21 protein-coding genes are annotated in these 23207 nt (G+C 62.9%); 13 read left to right on the forward strand and 8 right to left on the reverse strand.

Translation table 11 applies throughout. The features are described from left to right. The first annotated feature begins 26 nt into the window (after positions 1-26). Genes B0G74_RS26280 through B0G74_RS26295 form a run of 4 tightly spaced genes read left to right on the forward strand, consistent with a single transcriptional unit; the run spans position 27 to position 4804 of the window. Positions 27-1973 (forward strand): arylsulfatase, encoded by a 1947-nt coding sequence (locus B0G74_RS26280; protein WP_132377797.1) that lies wholly within the window; start codon positions 27-29, stop codon positions 1971-1973. Positions 1974-1980: 7 nt separating this feature from the next. Beyond that, on the forward strand, positions 1981-3063 hold the full coding sequence (locus B0G74_RS26285) for a formylglycine-generating enzyme family protein (protein ID WP_132377799.1): 1083 nt from the start codon (positions 1981-1983) through the stop codon (positions 3061-3063). Then, positions 3060-3854 carry a MetQ/NlpA family lipoprotein gene (locus B0G74_RS26290; RefSeq protein WP_132377801.1) on the forward strand — a complete coding sequence of 265 codons (795 nt, stop codon included), beginning with the start codon at positions 3060-3062 and terminating at the stop codon, positions 3852-3854. The genes B0G74_RS26285 and B0G74_RS26290 overlap by 4 nt, the downstream gene beginning before the upstream one ends. Next, positions 3848-4804, forward strand: coding sequence for a hypothetical protein (locus B0G74_RS26295; RefSeq protein ID WP_243658306.1), 957 nt, complete (start codon positions 3848-3850; stop codon positions 4802-4804). Before B0G74_RS26290 ends, B0G74_RS26295 begins: the two co-directional genes overlap by 7 nt. A 12-nt stretch (positions 4805-4816) precedes the next feature. On the opposite strand, the gene cls is transcribed toward B0G74_RS26295, so the two are convergent. The 4 genes from cls to B0G74_RS26315 all read right to left on the reverse strand — a co-directional run bounded on the left by cls (position 4817) and on the right by B0G74_RS26315 (position 8141). Beyond that, positions 4817-6079, reverse strand: coding sequence for a cardiolipin synthase (gene cls, locus B0G74_RS26300; RefSeq protein WP_132377803.1), 1263 nt, complete (start codon positions 6077-6079; stop codon positions 4817-4819). 148 nt (positions 6080-6227) lie between these two features. Continuing rightward, positions 6228-6713, reverse strand: coding sequence for a hypothetical protein (locus B0G74_RS26305; RefSeq protein WP_132377805.1), 486 nt, complete (start codon positions 6711-6713; stop codon positions 6228-6230). A gap of 22 nt (positions 6714-6735) precedes the next feature. After that, a complete protein-coding gene (locus B0G74_RS26310) occupies positions 6736-7587 on the reverse strand; it encodes an H-NS family nucleoid-associated regulatory protein (RefSeq protein ID WP_132379370.1) in 852 nt (283 codons plus the stop codon). Positions 7588-7802: 215 nt separating this feature from the next. After that, complete coding sequence (locus tag B0G74_RS26315; RefSeq protein ID WP_132377807.1) at positions 7803-8141, reverse strand: hypothetical protein; 339 nt, start codon at positions 8139-8141, stop codon at positions 7803-7805. Positions 8142-8512: 371 nt separating this feature from the next. Between B0G74_RS26315 and B0G74_RS26320 the strand changes: the two genes are divergently transcribed. Together B0G74_RS26320 and B0G74_RS26325 are read left to right on the forward strand one after the other, a co-directional pair. Then, the gene (locus B0G74_RS26320) at positions 8513-8806 is read left to right on the forward strand and encodes a hypothetical protein (protein WP_132377809.1); all 294 of its coding nucleotides are present in this window, start codon (positions 8513-8515) and stop codon (positions 8804-8806) included. A 55-nt stretch (positions 8807-8861) separates the two neighbouring features. Beyond that, positions 8862-9098 (forward strand): hypothetical protein, encoded by a 237-nt coding sequence (locus B0G74_RS26325; RefSeq protein ID WP_132377811.1) that lies wholly within the window; start codon positions 8862-8864, stop codon positions 9096-9098. A gap of 27 nt (positions 9099-9125) precedes the next feature. On the opposite strand, the gene B0G74_RS26330 is transcribed toward B0G74_RS26325, so the two are convergent. After that, on the reverse strand, positions 9126-10199 hold the full coding sequence (locus B0G74_RS26330; protein ID WP_132377813.1) for a DUF6765 family protein: 1074 nt from the start codon (positions 10197-10199) through the stop codon (positions 9126-9128). A gap of 351 nt (positions 10200-10550) precedes the next feature. Here B0G74_RS26330 and B0G74_RS26335 point away from each other — a divergent pair, with 351 nt between their 5' ends. Continuing rightward, the gene (locus tag B0G74_RS26335; protein ID WP_132377815.1) at positions 10551-10781 is read left to right on the forward strand and encodes a DUF2964 family protein; all 231 of its coding nucleotides are present in this window, start codon (positions 10551-10553) and stop codon (positions 10779-10781) included. Positions 10782-10828: 47 nt separating this feature from the next. Here the strand turns inward: B0G74_RS26335 and B0G74_RS26340 are convergent, their stop codons facing one another. From B0G74_RS26340 to B0G74_RS26350, 3 genes are all read right to left on the reverse strand, one after another. Further along, entirely contained in the window at positions 10829-11290 is a 462-nt protein-coding gene (locus tag B0G74_RS26340; protein WP_132377817.1) for a DUF488 domain-containing protein, read from the reverse strand. A gap of 101 nt (positions 11291-11391) precedes the next feature. Continuing rightward, the gene (locus B0G74_RS26345; protein WP_012426354.1) at positions 11392-11742 is read right to left on the reverse strand and encodes an FKBP-type peptidyl-prolyl cis-trans isomerase; all 351 of its coding nucleotides are present in this window, start codon (positions 11740-11742) and stop codon (positions 11392-11394) included. Positions 11743-12045: 303 nt separating this feature from the next. Continuing rightward, complete coding sequence (locus B0G74_RS26350) at positions 12046-12903, reverse strand: carbon-nitrogen hydrolase family protein (RefSeq protein ID WP_132377819.1); 858 nt, start codon at positions 12901-12903, stop codon at positions 12046-12048. 219 nt (positions 12904-13122) lie between these two features. Here B0G74_RS26350 and B0G74_RS26355 point away from each other — a divergent pair, with 219 nt between their 5' ends. From B0G74_RS26355 to B0G74_RS26380, 6 genes are all read left to right on the forward strand, one after another. Continuing rightward, entirely contained in the window at positions 13123-15765 is a 2643-nt protein-coding gene (locus tag B0G74_RS26355) for a ligase-associated DNA damage response DEXH box helicase (protein WP_132377821.1), read from the forward strand. Beyond that, positions 15762-16421: a ligase-associated DNA damage response endonuclease PdeM gene (gene pdeM / locus B0G74_RS26360; RefSeq protein ID WP_132377823.1), complete on the forward strand. Its 660-nt coding sequence runs from the start codon at positions 15762-15764 to the stop codon at positions 16419-16421. Before B0G74_RS26355 ends, pdeM begins: the two co-directional genes overlap by 4 nt. Positions 16422-16691: 270 nt before the next feature. Then, positions 16692-19100, forward strand: a complete 2409-nt coding sequence (locus B0G74_RS26365; RefSeq protein ID WP_132377825.1) for a hypothetical protein — start codon at positions 16692-16694, stop codon at positions 19098-19100. A 783-nt stretch (positions 19101-19883) separates the two neighbouring features. Continuing rightward, positions 19884-20645: a 3-oxoacyl-ACP reductase gene (locus tag B0G74_RS26370; protein WP_132377827.1), complete on the forward strand. Its 762-nt coding sequence runs from the start codon at positions 19884-19886 to the stop codon at positions 20643-20645. A 349-nt stretch (positions 20646-20994) separates the two neighbouring features. Continuing rightward, on the forward strand, positions 20995-22383 hold the full coding sequence (locus B0G74_RS26375; RefSeq protein ID WP_132377829.1) for an FAD-binding oxidoreductase: 1389 nt from the start codon (positions 20995-20997) through the stop codon (positions 22381-22383). Between the two features lie 212 nt (positions 22384-22595). After that, positions 22596-23186 (forward strand): YSC84-related protein, encoded by a 591-nt coding sequence (locus B0G74_RS26380; protein WP_132377831.1) that lies wholly within the window; start codon positions 22596-22598, stop codon positions 23184-23186. The last annotated feature ends 21 nt before the right edge of the window (positions 23187-23207 follow it).

The following is a 23207-nucleotide window of genomic DNA, read 5'->3' on the forward strand; positions in this document are numbered from 1 at the left end:
ACCCGACATATCCGGTCACGACAACAATGACGACACAACGATCGCAGCGCCCTTCTCTTCGCCTTGGCATGATCGGCGCCGCCGTTGCCAGCCTCGTCGCACTCGCGTCGTGCGGCGACGACAATCTGCCCGGCCCGACGCCCTCACCCGTAGCCGCGCAGAAACGCCCGAACATTCTGTACATCATGGCCGACGACCTCGGCTATTCCGACATCCACGCGTTCGGCGGCGAGATCAACACGCCCAACCTCGACGCGCTCGTGCAATCGGGCCGCATCCTGACAAATCACCACACGGGCACCGTCTGCGCGATCACGCGTTCCATGCTGATTTCCGGCACCGACCACCATCTGGTCGGCGAGGGCACCATGGGTGTGCCGACCGATGAGCGCAAAGGCCTGCCGGGCTACGAGGGTTATCTGAACGACCGCGCGCTCTCCGTTGCGCAGCTGCTGAAGGACGGCGGTTATCACACGTATATGGCCGGCAAATGGCATATCGGCTCGGGCATTGTCGGCAGCACGACGGGCGGTGGGCAGACGCCCGACCAATGGGGCTTCGAACACAGCTATGCATTGCTCGGCGGCGCCGCGACCAATCACTTCGCGCACGAACCGGCGAACTCGCAGAACTACACCGAAGACGGCAAATACGTGCAGCCCGGTCAGCCGGGACAACCGGGCGGCGCGGGCGGCAGCCCCGCGGTGTTCTATTCGACCGACTTCTACACGCAGCGCCTGATCTCGTACATCGACTCGAACAAGGGCGACGGCAAGCCGTTCTTCGCCTATGCGGCCTACACGTCGCCGCATTGGCCGCTGCAAGTACCCGAGCCTTATCTGCATAACTACGCCGGCAAATACGACGCCGGTTACGACGCGATCCGCAACGCGCGCATTGCGCGGCAAAAGGCGCTCGGCATCATCCCGAACGACTTCGTGCCGTACGGCGGCGCGTCGGAAACGCTCGCCGCGGCCGCGGCCACCGCGAACAACGGCACGGTGAACGCGAAGTACGTGAGCGCCGTGCATAGCGCGGCGCAAGGCTATACCGACTATGGTCCGGGCACGGTGAACAAGACGTGGGCGAGCCTCTCGCCCGCCGAGAAGAAGGCCCAGGCGCGCTACATGGAAATCTACGCGGGCATGGTCGAAAACCTCGACCACAACATCGGCCTGCTGATCCAGCATCTGAAGGATATCGGCGAGTACGACAACACGTTCATCATGTTCCAGTCGGATAACGGCGCGGAAGGCTGGCCGATCGACTCCGGCGCCGACCCGACCGCGACCGATACCGCCAACGCCGCCGACCCGGTTTATTCGGCACTCGGCACCGACAACGGCAAGCAGAACGCGCAACGTCTGCAGTACGGCTTGCGCTGGGCCGAAGTGAGCGCCACGCCGTTCCGTCTGACCAAGGGCTACTCGGGCGAAGGTGGCGTATCCACGCCGTTGATCGTGCATCTGCCAGGTCAGACCACGCAGAAGCCGACGCTGCGTGACTTCACGCACGTGACCGACAACACCGCAACGTTCCTCGCCGTCGCGCAGATTCCTCCGCCCACGCAGGCCGCGCCGGCGCTCATCAATACGCTGACCGGCGTCGATCAGAACAAGGGCAAGGTGGTCTATAACAATCGCTACGTGTATCCGGTGACCGGACAGTCGCTGTTGCCATTGCTGAACGATCAGGCCACGAGCGCCGTGCACACCGCATCGTTCGGCGACGAAGCCTACGGCCGCGGCTATCTGCGCAGCGCCGACGGCCGCTGGAAAGCGCTGTGGACGGAACCGCCGCTCGGTCCCGTGGACGGTCATTGGCAACTGTTCGACATGAGCGCCGACCGTGGCGAAACGCAGGACGTCTCGACGCAGAATCCCTCGGTGATCGACGGTCTCGTGCAGCAGTGGAACAGCTATATGAGCAGCGTCGGCGGCGTCGAACCGTTGCGTCCGCGCGGTTACTACTGAGCACGCAATGACCGTCAGATTCAAGCTCAAAAGCAACGCGGCGCTGTACGGCGTCTACGCGGCGATCGCCACGGTCGCCTTCGCCGCTGCATTTACCGCCGCGACGGCCGCTTCGGCGGTCTTTAGCGGCGGCAAACAAGGGGCGTTCGACGAACTCAATGCATCGCGTCCGTTGGCCGCGCTCGGCTCCGAGCGGCAATGCGAGCGTTACGCCGGCCTGCCTTCGCGCTGGCGCGACGATCCGAAAGCCGGCATGGTGCATCTGCATGGCGGTGATTTCGTGTTCGGCAGCAAGCTCGGTTATGAAGACGAGCGTCCGGCCGGCGACGGCAAGACGCTCGTCGCGGGCTTCTGGATCGATCAGACCGATGTGACGAATGCGCAGTTCGCGGCATTCGTGAAGGCCACGGGCTACGTCAGCGATTCGGAGCGCCAAGGCGGCGCCGTGGTATTTCATACGCCGACACGCGACGAGATGAATACACGCGATCTCGCGTGGTGGACGTGGGTGAAAGGCGCCGCGTGGAATCATCCCACCGGACCCGGCAGCACGCTCGAAGGCCGCATGAACCAGCCGGTGACGATGGTCACGCAGGCCGATGCGCTCGCCTACGCGCGCTGGCTGGGCCGCGATCTGCCCACCGAAGCCGAATGGGAATACGCGGGCAAGGCGGGCCGCGAAGGCGCGGAGCTCGACACTGCGCCGCGCGATGATCACGGCAAACCGGGCGCGAATTACTGGCAAGGTGTGTTTCCCGTGCTCAACACGAATGAGGACGGTCACGTCGGCCTCGCGCCCGTCGGCTGCTATGCCGCCAACGATTTCAAGCTCTACGACATGATCGGCAATGCGTGGGAATGGACCAAGGATGCTTATAGCGGTCCGCACCAGTCCCACACCAATGGCGATACCGCGGCGGTCGCGCCGCTCAGCCGCAAACACGACACGCCGATGGTCATCAAAGGCGGCTCGTTCCTATGCTCGCGCGACTATTGCGTGCGCTATCGGGCGGCATCGCGCGAACAGCAGGAAGCGGATTTGCCGGCGTCGCATATTGGTTTTCGCACGGTGTTGAGGGACGCGTCATGAAGTCACGGTTATTCGCAACGGCCGTGCTGCTGGTCGCCGCTTCGATGGTTCAGCACGTGCAAGCTGCCGCGTCGCAAGTCATCAAGGTAGGTGTGAGTGCGGGCGCGCATGCCGAGATCATGGACGAGGTGCGCCGCGTCGCCGCCAGTCGCGGACTCACGCTCGACGTGGTCGTATTTGATCAGCCCGAGCGTATCGACGCCGCGCTTGCCGCGAAGCAGATCGACGCGGCGAGTTTCGAAGACGAGCCACGCTTCGACGCACAGCGCAAACAGCACGGCTTTGCGCTCGCGAGCGTCGCCACCACGGTGACGTTTCCCATCGCCTTGTACTCGCGCAAACTGACGAACCTTGGCCAACTGCAACGCGGCGCGACGATCGCCATTCCGGACGACCGGGAAGGCACGGCGCGTGCCTTGATCCTGCTGCAGAACTTCACGCTGCTGACGTTCAAGGACACGGCTGGCCTGCACGCGACGCTCGCCGACATCACGAGCAACCGGCTGAATCTGCGGATCCGCCAGGTGCCGCGCGCACGTCTATTCGACACATTGAACAGCGTGGCCTTCGCCGTGATCGATAGCGACGACGCGGCGCGCGCGGGTCTTTACCCGGCGCGCGACAGCCTCGGTCTCGAAGATGCCCGCTCGCCTTACGCCAACGTGTTGACGGTGCGCGATTCCGACCGCGCTCGGCCTTGGGTTGCGCAACTGGTGGCGGCTTACCATTCGAACGACGTCGCGCGTTTCATTCTGACGCGCTATCAGGACTCGGTGCGCCGGCCGTGGTGAACGCTTTCTCGTTCGCGTGCACGGCGTGCGGCAAGTGCTGCAATAGTCCGCCGGCCATGTCGTTACCCGAGCTGTTCCGGCATCGCGACCGGTTCATCGGCTGCCTTGCGATCGGCCGCGTACCGCGCAGGCGCATCGGTGAGCGGGTGCGCGTCGGCGGGCACGAAGCCGTGCTCGACGAGGCGGATATCGCCGCCTTCGAATCGATCGCGGACACGCTGCTCCATCACGCGGGCGACACCTTCAGCATCATGACGCAGGGCTACGATTACCCTTCTCTGGCGCGCTGTCCCGCGCTCGCCGATGATGGACGCTGTGCGATCCATCTGAACGGCAAGCCGGTCACGTGTGAAGTCGTGCCGCTCGATCCGCTCGTGCCGGATACGCTGCAACATCTCGTACTGGCAGGCCGCAATCAGAGCGCCTCGTACCTGGGCGCCGACTGCATTCAGGAAGGTGAACGCGCGGACGCCGCACTAATGACAGCAGACGGCGAGATAAAGGACGCGAATGCGAGGGACGCGTTGGCGCGTCGCCGCCGCGCGCTCGAAAGAGAACGTGAGGTGTGGGGCCGTGCAGTATTCGAATCGCTGCGTAAAGATCTTTTCGACTCGCCCGCCGCGTTGGCGCGTATTCCGCCGCGCGGCTTTCTGACGATCTCGATCGTGCCGGCGCTGTTGGCCGTGGCCAGTACTTCCGCGCGCTGTCGCCAGTTGTGTCTCGACTATATCGACAGCCAACTCGCGTTGATCGACCGCAGTATTGAGCAAGCGCTTTTGCGCCGCCGCCTGGACGATCGTCCGGTAACTCAGGAATTGCGCGGATTCGCTCATGCGTATCAACGCGCACAAACGCTTCTTGGCACACCACTCCCTGCCATGGAAGTGGAAAGCGGCACTCCCTCTTCTCTATCACCTATCGAAGCCTATCTCTCTGGCGCAGATCGGTAATCAAAAGAATCGTCAGAGTTGCGTATCCAGCAGCGGCACGAACTTTTCGATCAGCTTTTCCGTAAAGGGCCGGTGCATCCATGCTTCGAGCGTGACCTGCTGCGACTTCTTTAGATCCTCCGCAAAAACGGCGGTTTGCTGCTTCGCGAAGTCGCGGTCGTAGATGTTCAGATTCGCTTCGTCGTTGAGCTTGAACGAACGATTATCGAAATTGGTCGAGCCGACCGAAACCAGGTATTCGTCCACCACCAGCAATTTGCAGTGAAACATGGTCGGCTGATACTCGTACATTTCCACGCCCGCTCTGAGCAGATCGCCCCAGCACGCGCGCGACGCTTCGCGCACGGTATGCGTGTCGATCCGTTTGCCGGGCATGATGATCTGCACTTTCACGCCGCGTTTCGCCGCCTCGACAATCGCGTTGATGGTCAGCTTGTCGGGAACGAAATAGGCACTCGCCAGATGAATGGAATGCGTCGCCGCCGTGATCGCCATCAGATACATTAACTGCATGTCGTCGCTGCCGCCCGAGGGCGAGCTGCTGAACATATGCGCGAGGCCGTCGCCCATTGACTCGACATCGGGAAAATAGCCGGGACCGTGCAGCACATTGCCGGTTGCCTTGACCCAGTTGTCCATGAATACGGCCTGCATATGGCCGACCACCGGACCCGCCACGCGGAAATGCGTATCGCGCCAATGCTTTTCATTCTGTGCGTGGCCGGTCCACTCCGGCGCAATACCCACACCACCTGTAAAGCCGATATGCCCGTCGATCACCAGCAGTTTGCGGTGCGTGCGATCGTTCATGCGGCCAAGGCCGGTCCAATGGGGCTTGTGATACTGAATCACTTCCGCGCCGGCATCGCGAAGCAGATCCAGATAGCGCTTGTCCATTTTCGACGAGCCGACCCAGTCGAGCAGCACATGCACCGCGATGCCTTCGCGCGCTTTATCCGCGAGTGCCTGCGCAATCTGCTCGCCAATCTCGCCGGACCAGTAGATGAAAGTTTCAAACGTGATCGTTTGCCGTGCGGAACGGATGCCTTCCAGCATCGAAGGAAAAATGTGGTCGCCGTTCAGCAGCATCTCGAAGCGATTGCCCGAGATGACGGGCGGCCCGAGCAGCAAACCCATCGAGCGAAGGAATTGCGGATCGTCGCTCGCATAAAGGCGTTCGATCTTGTGTTCGATCTTCTTCTCGCCGCTCGATAAATTGGCAATCACCAAGATGATGACGAGCGTGACGAAGGCGGTAATGGAAATCGTCAGCATGCGTGGCCTCGATGCTAATCGGCGGGACGCGTCGGATGCGCGTCCTGCGGTTTGACGAAGACTCCGGGCCTCAGCCCCGGCTGTTACGACGAACGCAGGACGCATTGCGCGTGCCCGTTGCAGGCCCGCACCTTGCTACTCGACCTCATTACCTGACCAGCGAGAACGCTTCCCGGATGGCTATTTCACCCGCGCCATAGACACCGACCACCGTATAGTCCGACGCTACGCATTCGAATGTGGACTGCTGAAACGTGATGAGAAAATGGCGCTGCGCGGGTCCCGTCGATGCGACCGCCGCAAGCTCGGCGGCAAGCGACGAATTCATGACTTCATGTACCGAGTAGCTAGTGAGACCCTGCGAGGCGAGTGGATGGATCTCGAGATCGCCGTCGCCGGGCGGACCCAGGCGATGAAATACCGTGTCCGGAAATAGCACGGCGCAAAATGGGTCGTCGTCGGGATCGAATGGTCCGAACCGTTCAAAGTCGGATTCCGCAATCGGATAAGAGAGAATGACCCGGCGGTCACTCGCGACGATGAAGGGTTCGCCGGCATCTTCTGCCGGATGAGGAACGGAGTCCAGCAGGACGACCTGGTCTTCCTGCTGGGTTGTTTCAAGCGTACTGGTCATCTACTTCACGACTCGGTTACGCTCATGCACCGGCTGACGCCGGCGCGGCTTGCGGTGTGGCCGCGACAGTCGCCGCGACGGCTTTTTTGGCTGCGGTCTTGCGCACAGGTGCTTTCCTGACTGCTTTAGTCGCGGCGCTCTTCTTCGCGGCCGGCTTTGCGGCGCCTTTCTTTGCCGCTACTTTCCTGGTGGCCGCCGTGGCTTTCTTTGCAACTGTCTTTTTGGCCGCGCCGGCTTTCTTTGCCACGACTTTTCGGGCTGCGGCTTTCTTGCTCACTACGCCGCTAGTTGCCGCCGACTTCACTTTGCCCGCCTTCTTTGCGGCTTTGTGACCAGCATCCGCCACGCTTGCCGAAGCGCTATCGATCAGGAATCTGGTGCGGTCCTTTACCGTGGCGAGCCATGCCGGCGCCGGGCCGCGGCCGCTCCAGGTCGCGCCGGTTTTCGGATTGATGTACTTGGGCGGTTGCGCGCCTTTCGGCTGACCTTTGCTGCCTTTCGCATGGGTGACAGCCGCCTTGGCCGCCGACTTCAGTTCGCTCGCGCCTTCGACCAGGAACTGTGTGCGGTCTTTCACGCCGGCAATCCAACCCGGCGCGCGGCCATGACCCGTCCAGGTCGCACCGGTTTTATGGTCGCGGTACTTTGCTATTGCCTTACCGGAGCTGCCGGCTTTCACCTTGCCATTGCCATTCAGGCCTCTCGCGGCGCGCCGGGCTTTTGCCTGGGCTTCGATATCCGCGGTAGTCAGGCCATGTTTGAGCATCAGGTCACGAATCTGGTCGACCGCGACTTGCGCTTTCCTGGCAATAAGGACGTCAGCTTGCGCCTGAAGCTTTTTAAGCTTTGCTTGGATTTGCTCTAACGTGGGCATTTGATTGCTCCTTATGTGGTAATCGATCGAACTATGCCACGAATGACGCGAGAAAGGCAGATCGGCGTGGCTATAAAAACACGAGTCGGAGTCGATCATGCATCCGGTGGAGTACGAACTTTTTGGGTTCTTTACTCCGTTGCCGCACTTTTTCTGTCTTTTCCTTTGCCACTCCCCCTTCTCTTCTATTGTCTTTCCAATTGTTGGGCCGGCGATCACATAGGCGTAAACACGACGGCCTGACGGTCGGCGATATACCGCACGCTGCGCATGAACCGGTACTGCTGGTCATCCGCGGTAATGCGGTTGAGGCCCATCCGGGTCAACGACAGCATCTCGTCAGCCTGACAGGCGGCCACCACACCATGCTCGGTCAATTCCTCCAATGCGCCGGACGGGTCGCCGACATAAACACTGCGCACATGCGTGCCGACTCGCATCAGGACCACGCTTTCGCCTTCGTCGAGCGCCAGTTCGAGATAGCCGGCAAGCGCTCGTAAGGACTCCGGCGTCGACGCCCGGGACTGATAGATCGCAGCATTCGATGGTGTCATTTTCGTTTCCCCGTCACACGCATCAAGAAAGGCAGCCGCTGTGCATCGCGGCATTAGTCGCTTCTACTATAGGCAAGCATTCGAAGATTCAAAGGACGGCAGTACATTTTTTATTGCTTTCGTACGTTTGCGCCGGTCATTTTTTATAAAAACACTTTTTGCCTGCCAGGAAATCCAGGTTTCCCGAGATGCAATGCGCTAGCCCGAACCTCCGTAACCCCGCGTTACCAATCTCGCAGCGCTGTTTCACCTGTGTCCGGACCACCCTCCTACACTCCGAACCGTAACTCGACGCAAAGCTCTGGAAAGCTCGCAAGGGCGAACCTGAGGCAATCGGAAGCATCGCACTTCGATATGCAAGGAGAAGGCAAATGAACAAGAAGATCATCGGCGCGGCATTGGGTCTGGCAGTACTGGCGGCATCGTCGGCGGCCTCGGCGCACGTGGATGTGGCCGTCGGAGTCGGCATTCCAGTCGGCGTGGTTGCAGCGCCGCCGCCTGTTTATGTCGCGCGCGGTCCGGCGGTGGTCCCGGTTGCCTATGGCGGTTACGGCGACTGGCGCGCACGCGAGTGGCGCGAGCGCCGTGAATGGCGGGAACGCGAATGGCGCCGTGAGCATTGGCGCGAACACGAGTGGCGTGAACGGCACTGGGGCGGCTATTGAAATGACGCCGAATAGCGCCACGTTAGAACACCTCAATTGAACGGGTACTTTTCAGATGAAAGCGGGTTACATCAAAACCGCCCTCGCGGCGGTCGCACTCACTTCAGCAGCGGTCGGCACGGCAAACGCGGCCGGCTGCATGAAGGGAGCGGTCGTAGGCGGAGTGGCGGGTCACTATGCCGGACACCACGCGGTGGTCGGCGCGGTCGGCGGCTGTCTGGTGGGGCGGCATATGGCCAAAAAACATGCGGAAGAACAGGCCGCGCAACGTCAGCAAGCCAGAGTGGAATAACCGGGGTTCGGGGCGCTGGCGCCCCGTTCAGGCGATTCGCAATCCGTGCGTCGGCAGAATCTCCTGCGTGGTCACGAAGCGGTGCTGCTTGACCGCGTCGTGAAATAGCCGGTAATCGCTTTTCTCAAAGGCGTCCGTCCATACCGGCTTGTCTCCAGTGTCGTCGTCGAACTTCAAACCGGTGGCCAGGAACTTCCAGGAGCCGGGACCTTTAGGCACGTATTCCGGAATCGACTCTTTCAAACCCGGAATACCGCCGGCCTTCACGACGCGGCAAATGTGCCGCAAGCGATCGTTGTCGTCCTCGAGCCGGTTCGTATTGAGCAGGTTCGTGAGCACGTCTCTCACATCGTCCGGCATGCCGGGCAGGTTCTCGAAATCTTGCCGCCCCGCCAGATAGGCGCGCACCGCGCGGCATGCCATCTCGGCCGCTTGCACGAATTCCGGCAGATTGTGTCGTTGGACGAACTCGTTTCTACCGTCGATGTAATGCCATTTTGCCCACGGCTGGTCAGGATAGTGCAAGGCAGCGCCATGACCGACCGGCAACGCAACGGTCAGCACGTCCTCTTCGATGTGCTCGATCAGGTGCTCGCTGGCGAGCCTGAGTTTGGCGAACCAGCCTTTGCGCGTACAGTCCTGAGCCTCCAGCAGATGAACCCGATTCCACGGACTTTCGATGCCGGCGAAGCCCTGGTGCGCCCATGTATCGACATAGGTGTGAAGCGTCACGCCCAGCCGATGCAATCCCGTCTCGGTGTCCCGGCGCAGGATCGCGCGCCGCACCACCTCGCGCGCGACCGCGCTATCCGGGCGGCACACGGCCTTTTCGTGCAACGTCGAACCAACGGCGGCCGGCAGAAAATGAAAGGGCGTCCACACCAGCCGGTTTTTGTCGTCCTCCGTGGTGGCGTAGTCGAATAGCTTGTGCGCGGTGGCAAAGCGTTCGAACGTCTCGCCGCCCTTGAAGCGCAAGATGCCCGCGGTCGTCGCATCGTCCACGTATTGGCAGGCATGCGCCACGGTGATCGCGTCGCCGGCCGGCATGCCGGCCACGCGGGCGGCAATATAGACGACACCATAATGAAAGTCGATATTCATGGCAGGCGCTCCTGACGCGCGACGAATGACGACGGGGGATTCTGGACTGCGCGGCGAGGTGGATGCCGCGTCGGCGCGTGAGTAGATAGTAGACGACCGAACGCGCCGGGACTTTAAAAAACCGCTCGCCGCCCTGCTTCATGCGGAGTCCGGCCCATACACGCCGCTCCACTAAATAGACTTGTGACAATCGGGCGCTGCATTTACCCGTTTTTGTTATTTGCACTGTCCGGCGGCTCAGCTATGCTGTGCCATTGGAAACTATTCGTAATGCGAAAGGGCATAGCCGGGCCGCACCACTCTCCAGTCCAAACCTTCGGGCAGTACACGCTAACTCAAAGGATAAATCCTGTGAAACTCGACAATTGGAAAGAAGGCGCAAGTCCGGAACGGCGCAAGCTGCTACGCAGCAAGCTTCACGTCCTGCTGGCCACGATCGGCACGCTGGCGTCCGTGGTCGGGATCTGCGTGGCCATTAACGGCGGACTGGAATTCAATCGCACCAAAGTTTTCATCGGAGTCGGCATTACTGTCGTCTCCACCATCATTTATATCTCGATGCTGTTCGCGCCATCCGAGTGAATCCGGCCTTCTCCCGTTGCGCAAAAGCGCCGCCATCGAGTCGGCGGTTACGACAGATGGGTAATTTTCAGGCGGCTATTCCAACGCGAGTTGAGGTATTCGAGTGCGAGCCGCCGGTGGCAGTGGTGTGGTAAATGTTCACTGCAAAGCAGGCAGGCCGAGCGGAATAGATCGACGTCCAGATTGCTTTCCACCCGGCGCTTTGCGATCAACTCGACGTAAGCCGCGGAGAAATCGTCCCACGTCAGTTCTTTGGCCTTGTAGCGCTTGAACAAATCGGGCTCCGGAGCCAGGTCGGGCATTTCCTCGTAAGCAGCGCCGCACAACTTGTCGAGAAAGAAAGGCAGATCCTGTTTTTTCGCGAAGCCGGCAAGTTGCGACGTGTTGCTCAGGCGGATGTCGAGCACCGTCCGCACCTGTGCGTTTTTCAGCAAGTCAAAAAATTCCTGAGCCGTCTTGCCGGTAAATCCGATGGTGGCCACCTGCACGGCATTGGTTTCACGTTTCATCTCGGGAGTACCTGGCAGCGGGCAGACGCAGTGCCCGGAAAAAGAAAAACCCCGCTGCGATATCCGGAGCGGGGCTCAGTCTCAATTCACGTCGCGCTGGTTTACTTGACGATACCGACCAGTTCGACTTCGAAGGTCAGGTCGCTGTTCGGCGGAATCACGCCGACGCCGCGATCGCCGTAAGCGGTCGCTGCCGGGCAGGTCAGTTTGGCCTTGCCACCCACCTTCATCTTCTGCACGCCTTGCGTCCAGCACGGAATCACGCGATTCAGCGGGAACGTGGCCGGCCCGCCGTGTTTCGCCGAGCTATCGAACTCGGTACCGTTGGCGAGCGTGCCGCGGTAGTTGACCTTCACGACATCTTCTGCGGCCGGTTGGGCGCCAGTGCCTTGCGTCAGGTGTTCAACCACGACGCCGGAAGGCAGTTTTTCGGTGGTGGGCGCGGCGGCCATTGCCGTCGAAGACAGAAGAGCTGCTGCGACCAATGCAACGATAGATTTCAAAGCGAGTCTCCAGATGGGTAGTGCGCGTCATTGTAACGGATCGCATGTGACGCACCAGCACTGCCGGCTTGCATGGCGAAGCTGTACTGCGGACGCCGGCTATTACGGCCCGTTCATAAGCGAGGCGGCCCGTTTCACGTTAGTGAGCGCGGGCATGATCGCACTGCTCCGTGCGATGCCCGCGTCGCACCGCAATACTTTGAGCGCGGTGCAGCCTGTTGCTTCGAATTGACTTACGGCGAGCGTTTTTAGTCAGTCCAGACTTTGTACCGCGTAGGCTCCCGTCATCGCCTCGCCGCGCGCGTCGAAGTCCGCGAGCACCGTCTCGCGTTCGCGGACATCGGCCAGCACGGCCGGATCGAGTAGCGCGGTAATCACTTGTTCGCGCTCGCGGCTCGCTTCCGCCACCACGTCGCCAGACGGGCTCCAGATTGCGCTCGCACCGCACGTGGCCCAACCGCCGGTCGTGCCGATGTGATTCGACAACAACGCGTACACGGTGTTGTCGAATGCCCGCGCGGGAAACCAGATGCGCGACTGGTGGTAGCCGGTCTTCACGCTGAAGAGCGCGCTCACCAGATACGCGTGCGCGCCGTTGACCGCCGCAAGACGCGCGTGCTCCGGAAAGCCGGAGTCGTAGCACACGCCGAGCGCGAGACGCCATCCGTCGATTTCAAGCATGCGGCCTTGCGTGCCCGGCCGATAGATCTTTGTCTCGCTGCTGTACAGGTATTGCTTGTGATACGGATCGAGTTGCTCGCCGGAACGGCTGAACACCAGCGAAGAAATATGCAAGCCGCCCTCGCCGTGCGTCGCCGCGCCGACGATCACGGCAATCTCGCGCTGCCGGCAAATGTTCCGAATCGGTTCGAGGCGTGCGTCGTTTGCGTCGAACGCGTATTTCGCGGGGTCGCCGGCGATCAGGTCGGGTTCGTAGCCGCTCAGGAATTTCTCGGGAAAAACCACCAGTTTTGCACCGGCGTCGGCCGCCAGAGCGGTCAATTCGACCGTTCTGGCGATGTTGGCCGTGACGTCACCGGACACCGGTTGAGCTTGCGCAGCCGCGATTCGCAATGAAGTTTGCGGCAGCAATGCCTGTGTGTGATTCAACGCGCACTCCGTGATGAATGAACCGTTGCGATGCGCCCGCCTACGTTCAACCCCGGACATAGGCGGGCAAAGCCTCGGCATTTAAACACGAGCAGCACGCCGCGTGTAAGTGCGAAGATGCGTGGTGAACCACCTGTGCGGTTTGGCGGTCCACATAGAAGATCCCCTCCTTCGAGTTGTTCGCCGACACGCGAATCCGATGCTAACGAGCGCTTTTCGATGACCGAGCCGGCTGATTCCGACGAGACCACGGCTCCGGCGCCGTCTGTTCTTCCGGAGCGGCGCCGCGCGCCCCGGCCGCGCCGGATTCCGCGCAGCCGCGAGCAACAGGCGCGGCTCGACGCGCGTGAGCCGGCGTTCGAGCCGCTGCCTTTTTCCATCGACGAAACCGCTGCACAACGCCCCTTTGCCGTAAAACTCGCCGAGTGGTTCGACGCGCGCCGTTGGCAGCCATTCGAGTTTCAACGCGAGGTCTGGCAGGAAATCGGCCGTGGCGCGAGCGGTTTGCTGCACGCCACGACCGGCGCAGGTAAAACATGGGCGGTATGGTTCGGTGCACTGGCCGCCTTTGCCGCCCTGCCAACCACGCGCAAACGCACGCCCCGCACACAGCCGGAGCCGCTCACCGTGCTGTGGATCACACCGATGCGCGCGCTCGCTGCGGACACCGCGCGCGCGTTGCAAAGTTCAGCCGCGGAACTCGCCGTGCCGTGGAGCGTCGGGTTACGCACAGGCGATACGTCGTCGGCCGAGCGCGCGCGGCAGAACCGGCGCATGCCGTCGGCGCTGGTCACGACGCCTGAAAGTCTCTCGCTCATCCTCACTCGCCCGGATGCACGCGACGTGCTCGCGCACGTGCGATTGGTGATCGTCGACGAATGGCACGAGTTGCTCGGCAATAAGCGTGGCACGCAGACCCAACTCGCGCTCGCGCGTCTCGCGCATTGGCGGCCTGAATTGCAGGTATGGGGCTTGTCGGCGACGCTCGGCAATCTGTCCTTCGCCGCCGATGTCTTGCTCGCGCCCGTGAAGACGCCACGCGTGAGCGTGCATGGCGCGCTGCCGAAAGCACTGATCGTCGATACGGTGATTCCCGGGACCATCGAGCGGTTTCCGTGGGGCGGCCATGTGGGCATGCGCCAGGTCGGCGCAGTGGCCGAAGCGATCGGCGAGGCTCAAACGTCGCTCGTGTTTACCAATACGCGCTCGCAATGCGAGGTCTGGTATCAGGCGCTGCTCGAAGCGCGTCCCGAATGGGCCGGCCTGATCGCGCTGCATCACGGCTCGCTCGATCAGGAAGTGCGCGAATGGGTCGAGCGTGGCCTCAAGAGTGGCTTGTTGAAAGTGGTTGTGTGCACATCGAGCCTCGATCTGGGCGTCGATTTTCTGCCGGTGGAGCGCGTGTTCCAGATCGGCTCGCCCAAAGGCGTCGCGCGTTTGATGCAGCGCGCGGGGCGTTCGGGTCACGCGCCGGGGCGGCCGTCGCGTGTCACGATCGTGCCGACGCATGCGCTCGAACTGGTCGAGGCCGCCGCCGCGCGCGAGGCTGTCGAGAAGCGTCAGATAGAAGGACGCGAGACGCCCGAGAAACCGTTCGACGTGCTGGTGCAGCATCTCGTCACCGTGGCGATCGGCGGCGGTTTCGACACGCGCGAACTGTACGGCGAGATTCGCAGCACCTACGCCTACCGGCAACTGACGCAGGCGGAGTTCGACTGGGCGCTCGGCTTCGTCGAAGGCGGAGGCACGGCATTGCGCGCCTATCCTGACTACCATCGCGTGGTACGCGAAAGCGACGGCCTGTACCGCGTGCCGCGCGAGGACCTGGTGCGAAGGCATCGCAACAACATCGGCACGATCGTCGCGAATGGCACCTTGAATGTCGCTTATCTCTCGGGCGGACGGCTCGGCGCGATCGAGGAATCGTTTATTTCGCGGCTGAAACCGGGCGATATTTTTACCTTCGGCGGCCGTGCACTCGAATTGATCCGCGTGCAGGATATGACCGCGTGGGTTCGGCGCGCGACATCATCGCGTGGAGCCATGCCGCAATGGGCGGGCAGCCGCATGCCGCTGTCCTCCGAACTCGCCGACGCCACGCTGACGATGCTCGCACGCGCGGCCGGCGGCATCTACGACGAACCCGAAATGCGTGCCGTGCGGCCGCTGCTCGAATTGCAGCAGAAGTGGTCGGCCTTGCCTGAGCCGGGCGTGCTGGTGGTGGAGTTAGTGAAATCGCGCGAGGGACATCATTTCTTTTGCTATCCGTTTGCCGGGCGCACGGCGCATATCGGTTTGGGCGCATTGCTCGCATGGCGCGTCGCACGCGAAAAGCCCGGCACCTTTTCTATTTCGATGAACGACTACGGCTTTGAATTGCTGTCCACGCAACCATTCGATTGGGCTGCGCAACTCGAAAGCGGTTTGCTCTCGCCCAAAGAACTGGATCACGACATTCTCGCCAGTCTCAATTCTTCGGAACTCTCGATGCGGCGCTTTCGCGAGATTGCGCGCGTGTCGGGGCTGGTGTTCCAGGGGCATCCAGGGCAGCAGAAAAGCGCGCGGCAATTGCAGGCGTCGAGTGGCCTCTTCTACGAAATCTTTCGCAATCACGATCGCGGCAACCTGTTGCTCAACCAGGCCGACGACGAAGTGCTGCTGCAGGAACTCGACGCCCGCCGCATTCGCATTGCGCTCGAACGCATGAACGCGAGCCGTGTGGTCGTCACGCGACCGAAAAAGCCGACCCCGTTTGCGTTTCCGCTGATCGTCGGACGCCTGCGGGAAAAGGTCAGCACGGAGAAACTCGCGGATCGCGTCGAGCGGATGCTCGCGGAACTCGAGAAGGCGGCCCGCACATGAAGCCGGCATCCTTGCCGGTGGAGATCGCCGGGCATGCTTTTGTGCTGTCGAGCTTGCGCGCGATGTTCGATCCGGCGCTGCGCTATCTGTTCGTCGCCGATGCGCATTTCGGCAAGGACGCGGTGTTTCGCGCACGCGGCATTCCGGTGCCGATCGGCTCGACCGCCGACAACCTGATGCGCCTGGATATTCTGATCGCCGAGTTCGAACCGGCCATGCTGGTGTTTCTCGGCGACCTGCTGCATGCGCGCGAGGCGCATGCCAGCGAGACGCTCGACGCATTGCATGTCTGGCGCGCGCGGCATGCGGGGCTGCGGGTTGTGTTGGTCGAGGGCAATCACGACCGGCATGCGGGCGCGCTGCCGGCGACGCTCGACGTCGAGTATGTGCGGGAGCCTTGGCGTGTGGGGCCGTGGGCGTTGTGTCATCACCCGCAGCGGGTGGAAGGTGCGTATGCGCTCGCGGGGCATATGCACCCGGTGTATCGGATTGCGACGCGCAACGATTCGGTACGGGTTCCGTGTTTCCGGTTTGGGACGGCGTGTGGGGTGTTGCCTGCGTTCGGGAGTTTTACTGGAGGCGCGCGTGAGGATGGTCGCGTGGCCGGGGAGAAGGTTTTCCTGGTGGTGCAGGAGAAGGTGATTGAAGTGGTGTGATGCGGGACTTCGTTCTGATCTCTTGAGCAACTGGTTCGTGGAGGTTGAGGGTGGGAGCGAGTGGACGGGGGTCGTTCGCTCGCTCCGTTTGGCATCGGTAGGGAGGCCGGTCTCCCGGCCTCCGTGCGATGAAGGAGCGTCGCTCCGTTAGTGGTTGCCGCCGCCGTGGCCGCCTCCGCCGCCGCCTCCGCCGTAGCCGCCACCGTGGCCGCCAAAGCCGCCACCGAAGCCGCCGCGGCCTGAGCCGAAGCCGCCGCCGAAGCCGCCGCCGTGGCCTTGGCCTCCGTTGCCGGAGCCTGGGCCGTTACCGCCGCGACCGTGGCCGCCGTTGCCGGGGCCACCTGCGCCAGGACCGCCGTTGCCGGGGCCGCCTGCGCCAGGACCGCCGTTGCCCGGGCCGCCTGCGCCAGGACCGCCATTGCCCGGGCCGCCTGCGCCGGGACCGCCATTGCCGGGGCCGCCTGCGCCGGGACCACTTCCGCCCTTGCCGCCGTTGCCGGGACCGCCGTTACCCGGCCCGCCTGCACCAGGACCGCCATTGCCGGGGCCACCTGCGCCAGGACCGCTTCCGCCCTTACCGCCATTGCCCGGGCCACCATTACCCGGGCCGCCTGCGCCAGGACCGCCATTGCCCGGGCCGCCCGCGCCGGGGCCGCCTCCGCCCTTGCCGCCGTTGCCCGGCCCGCCTGCACCAGGACCACCATTGCCCGGGCCACCTGCGCCAGGACCGCCATTGCCAGCGCCGCCTCCGCCAGGACCGCCTCCGCCCTTGCCGCCGTTGCCGGAACCGCCGTTACCCGGGCCGCCCGCGCCAGCACCGCCATTGCCCGAACCACCTGCGCCCGGACCACCATTGCCAGCGCCGCCTCCGCCAGGACCGCCTCCGCCCTTGCCGCCGTTGCCGGAACCGCCGTTACCCGGGCCGCCTGCGCCAGGACCGCCGTTGCCGGAGCCGCCCGCGCCAGGACCGCCGTTGCCGGAGCCGCCCGCGCCAGGACCGCCATTGCCAGCGCCGCCTCCGCCAGGACCGCTTCCGCCTTTGCCGCCGTTGCCGGAACCGCCGTTACCCGGGCCGCCTGCGCCAGGACCGCCGTTGCCGGAGCCGCCTGCGCCAGGACCGCCATTGCCGGAGCCGCCATTGCCCGGGCCGCCCGCGCCAGGACCGCCATTGCCCGAGCCGCCATTGCCCGGGCCGCCTGCGCCAGGACCGCCATTGCCCGAACCACCTGCGCCAGGACCGCTTCCGCCTTTGCCGCCGTCTCCGTGACCACCACTGCCGGGACCGCCCGCGCCAGGACCGTTTCCGCCATTGCCTCCGTCGCCGTGGCCGCCTTCTCCATGGCCACCATTGCCCGAGCTGCCTGTGCCGGGACCATTTCCGCCCTTGCCGCCGTCGCCCTTGCCGCCGTCACCATGACCACTGTCGCCGTGACCGCTAGCGCCATGGCCGCCGTCACCATGACCACTGTCGCCGTGACCGCTAGCGCCATGGCCGCCGTCACCGTGACCACCGTCGCCATGGCCACCATCGCCGTGAGCGCCGTCGCCGTGACCACCGTCACCATGGCCACCATCGCCATGACCACCGTCACCGTGACCGCTAGCGCCGTGACCACCGTCGCCATGACCACCGTCACCATGGCCGCCATCACCATGGCCACCGTCGCCATGACCGCCATCGCCGTGACCGCCGTCACCATGGCCGCCATCGCCATGACCGCCATCACCATGGCCACCATCACCATGGCCACCATCGCCATGACCGCTACCCCCATGACCGCCATCACCATGGCCACCGTCGCCATGGCCACCATCGCCATGACCGCCGTCACCATGACCGCCATCACCATGGCCACCATCGCCATGACCGCCGTCACCATGACCGCCATCACCATGGCCGCCATCGCCATGACCGCTACCACCATGACCACCATCGCCATGACCGCCATCACCATGACCACCATCGCCGTGGCCGCCATCACCATGGCCACCATCACCATGACCACCATCGCCATGACCGCCGTCACCATGATGACCACCATCGCCATGACCGCCGTCACCATGATGGCCGCCATCGCCATGATGACCACCATCGCCATCGCCATCGCCATGACCGTGATGACCGCCGTGACCATGATGGCCACCATGGCCATGACCATGACCGCCGCCATCGCCGCCGTCGCCGCCGTCGCCACCGTCACCTCCATCGCCGCCGGTGCCACCGCCATCACCGCCATTACCCCCTGTGCCGGTTCCGCCGCCGCCACTACCCGTGCTTCCGGAACCCAACCCCGACGAGCCGGAGTTAGCCCCACCATTCGCGCCGCTATTGCCCGCGCCCGTCGCCCCCACCGACGAAGGCCCGTTGCCGCCGCTGCCCGTAGCCGATACCGACCCACCCGCAGCCGCGGCGATTCCACTTCCACCAGGCATCACGAGGCTGCCGATTTCCCGCTTGCACCCAAGCGAGTCCAGACAATCGGCCGGCAACGCTTGCGCCAACATCATCTTGTTCGAACTGACCGACGGCGCGGCCGACGCAGCCGGATTCGTTTGCGCACCCGCCATCGCCGCATACAGACTCACAGCAACTGCGAATACCGCCCGGCGCGTCCCCAGCGCCAGCGCGTCCCCGTTTTGCTTTTTCATTTCATTCTCCTAACTATATGCTTTGAGTGACCGGCCCTGGTAACAGGTGAATCTCTGTTCACTGTCAAAAATGAAACCTCAACGCCCAGTCGTCTTTGCCTCGCGTTACGCTAAAAAACCACATGACGCTCGGCCTCTCTCGCGCGGAAAACCCCGGTCCGATTCAACGTGATTCGAGAGAAGACAACTGGCTGTGCGCGAGCCTGTTTTTTAAAACCGCACAGCTGGGCCTGATGGACGTTGAAGTTATGCGGAGTGCCATTTAGTGACCGTGCGCTACCCCACGCAATGCGATATCGCCGCGTTTTTTACGATTAATTGCGCAGCGGAACTGTCAAAGATCGTCAGTTACCGGCCTTATAAATAGTCGAAGATTCGAGTCTTTAGATACGCAGTCCAAACTATTATTTTTTACGTTTTCCTTAATCCGCTTGATCAGATGAATCAAGCCGATACGTTCGAATGCTTCATATACGTGTGCATGCGAACACAAAAAGGAAACTGCCCATGCGCGAGTGAGGGCAATCACACAGACGGCACAACTCGGACTATTTACTCTGCGCCATAATCACCTCCGTACTTCGGCAAGGCGCAAAGACGTCGAGCGAACAAAAGCCTTTCATCATTCGGATCGACTACCCCTCCTCGCCATATAAAACTTGCGGTACGCACCGCATTCCAGCTGCCGCGCGATCCACCACCAATTCCTTTTTGAATTCGTTCGCAATGTATGCGCCATCGCACGGAGCGAGCGCGAATCCTGAATCGGGCGACAATACGAGCATCGCCATTTCATCGACAACAGGAAAACATATGCTTCTATCCGAACAATGGGTGCTGGTCACGGGCGGCGCTCGCGGACTCGGTGCGGCGATCACGCGCGCGCTGGTGCGCGAAGGCGCGAGCGTGGTCGTGAACTACCGTAACAGCGAAACAGCGGCTCTCGCGCTGAAAGAGGAATTGGGCGATCGTGTGCTGCCGCTTCGGGCGGACGTCACCGACGCGGCCGCCGTCACGCGCCTGTTTGAAAAAGCACAGGTGCAAACCGGGCAACCCATCGTGTCGGTAGTGAACAACGCGCTGGCCGACTTCCAGTTCGACGGCGACGCTCGCCCGAAAATCGACTCCATCGACTGGGCGCGTTTCCAGCAGCAACTCGACGGCTCGCTCAAAGGCGCGCTCAATACGATTCAGGCGGCGGTCGCCGGCATGCGTTCGCGAGGGTTCGGCCGCATCGTCAACGTGGGCACCAATCTGTTTCAGAACCCCGTGGTTCCCTATCACGACTACACCGCGGCCAAAGCGGCGCTGTTGTCGCTTACGCGTACCGCCGCACACGATCTCGGTCCGGACGGCATCACGGTGAACATGGTGTCGGGCGGACTGCTGCGCACCACCGACGCAAGCGCGGCCACGCCGGAATTCGTCTTCGACCTGATCGCGAGCTCCACGCCGGTGCGCCGCGTCACGACACCGGAAGAGTTCGCGGATGCCGTTCTGTTCTTCCTGTCGCCGTCGTCACGCGCGGTGACCGGCCAGAACCTGATCGTCGACGGCGGCCTCGTGAAGGGCTGAGCGGTTCGCTCACGATTCGTGCGCCTCCCATTCGCGCGAGCCAAACCAGGAAGTGTCGCTGCGCACCCACCACGCCGCGGCGCAACCAACACTTCCCGTCAGTATCTTTTTCCGAAGCATTTCCACCATCCGCGGCGCCGGGATGGGCTAGCGCCACCGCCAAGGCCCGCGGACGCTTGCCGCGCGAGCTCCTGCGCACAATCGGTAAAGAACGCGGGTTTACCTTTGTTTGACTTCAGGAGGCAGACTCGTTTACTGGACGCAAAACAAGCTTTCAGAACACTTCCGATTTGCTTTGGTCAGCTGAATAGTGTTCTGCGAATCTCCACCACTATCAGGAGTTTGAGCCATGGTTAATGTGTCCAGCAGCGCCGTCGACGAATTGAAAACCGCCATGCGGGGCCAGGTTCTGCTGCCCGGCGACGCGAGCTTCGATGAAGCCCGCAGCATCTGGAACGCGATGATCGACCGGCGTCCGGCGATCATCCTGCGTTGCGCAGGCGTAGCCGACGTGCGCCGCGGCGTGGCGTTCGCGCGCGACAACGGCCTGCCGCTCGCAATTCGCGGCGGCGGCCACAATATCGGCGGCAGCGCATTGTGCAACGACGGCGTCGTGCTCGACCTGTCGCAGATGAAATCGGTGCGCATCGATCCCGCGGCCCGTCGCGCGTATGTCGAACCGGGCGCGACGCTGCGCGATTTCGATCATGAAGCGCAGGCCTTCGGACTCGCCACGCCGCTCGGCATCAACTCCACCACCGGCGTCGCGGGCCTGACGCTCGGCGGCGGCTTCGGCTGGCTGAGCCGCAGATACGGCATGACCGTGGACAATCTGGTGTCGGCCGACGTCGTCACCGCCGACGGCGAACTGGTCCACGCGAGCGCCGATTCGCACGAAGATCTGTTCTGGGCCATTCGCGGCGGCGGCGGCAATTTCGGCGTCATCACGCGATTCGAGTTCGCCCTGCATCCGGTCGGACCGCTGGTGTACGGCGGCCTCGTGGTCCTGCCGATCGACCAGGCGAGGGACGCCCTGCTCAAATACCGCGCCGCTAACGCCGGCATGCCGCAGGAACTGAGCGTGTGGGCCGTGCTGCGACTCGCGCCGCCGCTGCCGTTTCTGCCACCCGAAGTACACGGCAAGCCGGTGATCGTCTTCGCGATGTGCTATACCGGCGACGTCGAAAGCGGTCCGGCCGCGGTGGAATTCGTGCGCGCCTTTGGAACGCCGCTCGGCGAACATCTCGGCCCAATGCCGTTTGTCATGTGGCAACAGGCGTTCGACCCGCTGCTCACGCCGGGCGCGCGCAACTACTGGAAATCGCACAATCTCGACGAAATTCCGGACGGCCTCATCGACGCGCTGCTCGCCGCGATCGACAACCTGCCGTCGCCGCAATGCGAGATTTTCTTCGGACAGATCGGCGAGCAGACCCAGCGCGTCCCAGTCGAAGCCACCGCCTATTCGAGCCGCGACACGCTGTACGCGATGAACGTGCACGGCCGTTGGGACGATGCGAGCGAAGACGAGCGCTGCGTCGGCTGGGCCCGCGCATTTTTCGATGCAGCGGCGCCGTTCGCGCTCGGCAGCGTCTACGTCAACTTCATGACGGAGGAGGAAGGTGGACGCGTCGCCGATGCGTACGGGCCGAATTACGAACGCCTCGTCGGCGTAAAAAACCGCTACGATCCACGCAACCTGTTCCGTCACAACCAGAACATCCGGCCGTCGGCGTAGTCATAGACAGGCGGGGAACGGGCGCCGGGATCTCGCGCCATGTCCCCGCTAACGCGTGCCAGGGCTGCCGTGAACACGCGCCCGGCGGGGCCGGGCACGCAAAGTGCTGGTTAGCAATTGACGTACGGGCGTGCCGGCGTCACGGCCCTACCGCCTCAATGGAAACGAAAAACGCCACTTCATAACGTCAATAACGCAAAAGGAAAACAATCATGCGCAGACGACAATTCATCATGACCACCAGCGCCGCGCTCGCCACCGCAGGTTTCGGCCTCGCGGGCTGCACGACGACGTCGCCGTCCTCGAGCGCATCGCCTTCGGCCAACGCCGGCAAGCGTGACAGCATCAACGCGGGAGTCGATTCCACGCTGTCGCGTCTCTACGAGAACGTCGCCGGCTCGCGTGAACTGGTGGCCAAAGCACGCGGCATTCTGGTGTTCCCGAACGTCATCTCGGCGGGCTTCTGGGTCGGCGGCCAGTACGGCGAAGGCGCGCTGCGCGTGGCCGGCCGCACGACCGGTTACTACAGCACAGTCGCGGGCTCGTTCGGTTTGCAGATCGGCGCGCAGTCGAAGGCCCTTATATTCCTGTTCATGACGCAAGATGCACTCGACAAATTCACCAGCAGCCAAGGCTGGGCTGCCGGCGCCGATGCCACCGTCGCCTTGCTGAAGATCGGCGCGAACGGCGCGGTCGACACGTCGACCGCCACGAGTCCGGTCGAAGCCTTTGTGCTGACGAACGGCGGCCTGATGGCCGGCATATCGCTCGAGGGCACCAAGGTCTCGCGTCTGATGATTTGAGTATTTGAGCCTGAACGCACA

The sequence above is a fragment of the Paraburkholderia sp. BL9I2N2 genome (assembly GCF_004339745.1).
Classification (GTDB): Bacteria; Pseudomonadota; Gammaproteobacteria; order Burkholderiales; family Burkholderiaceae; genus Paraburkholderia.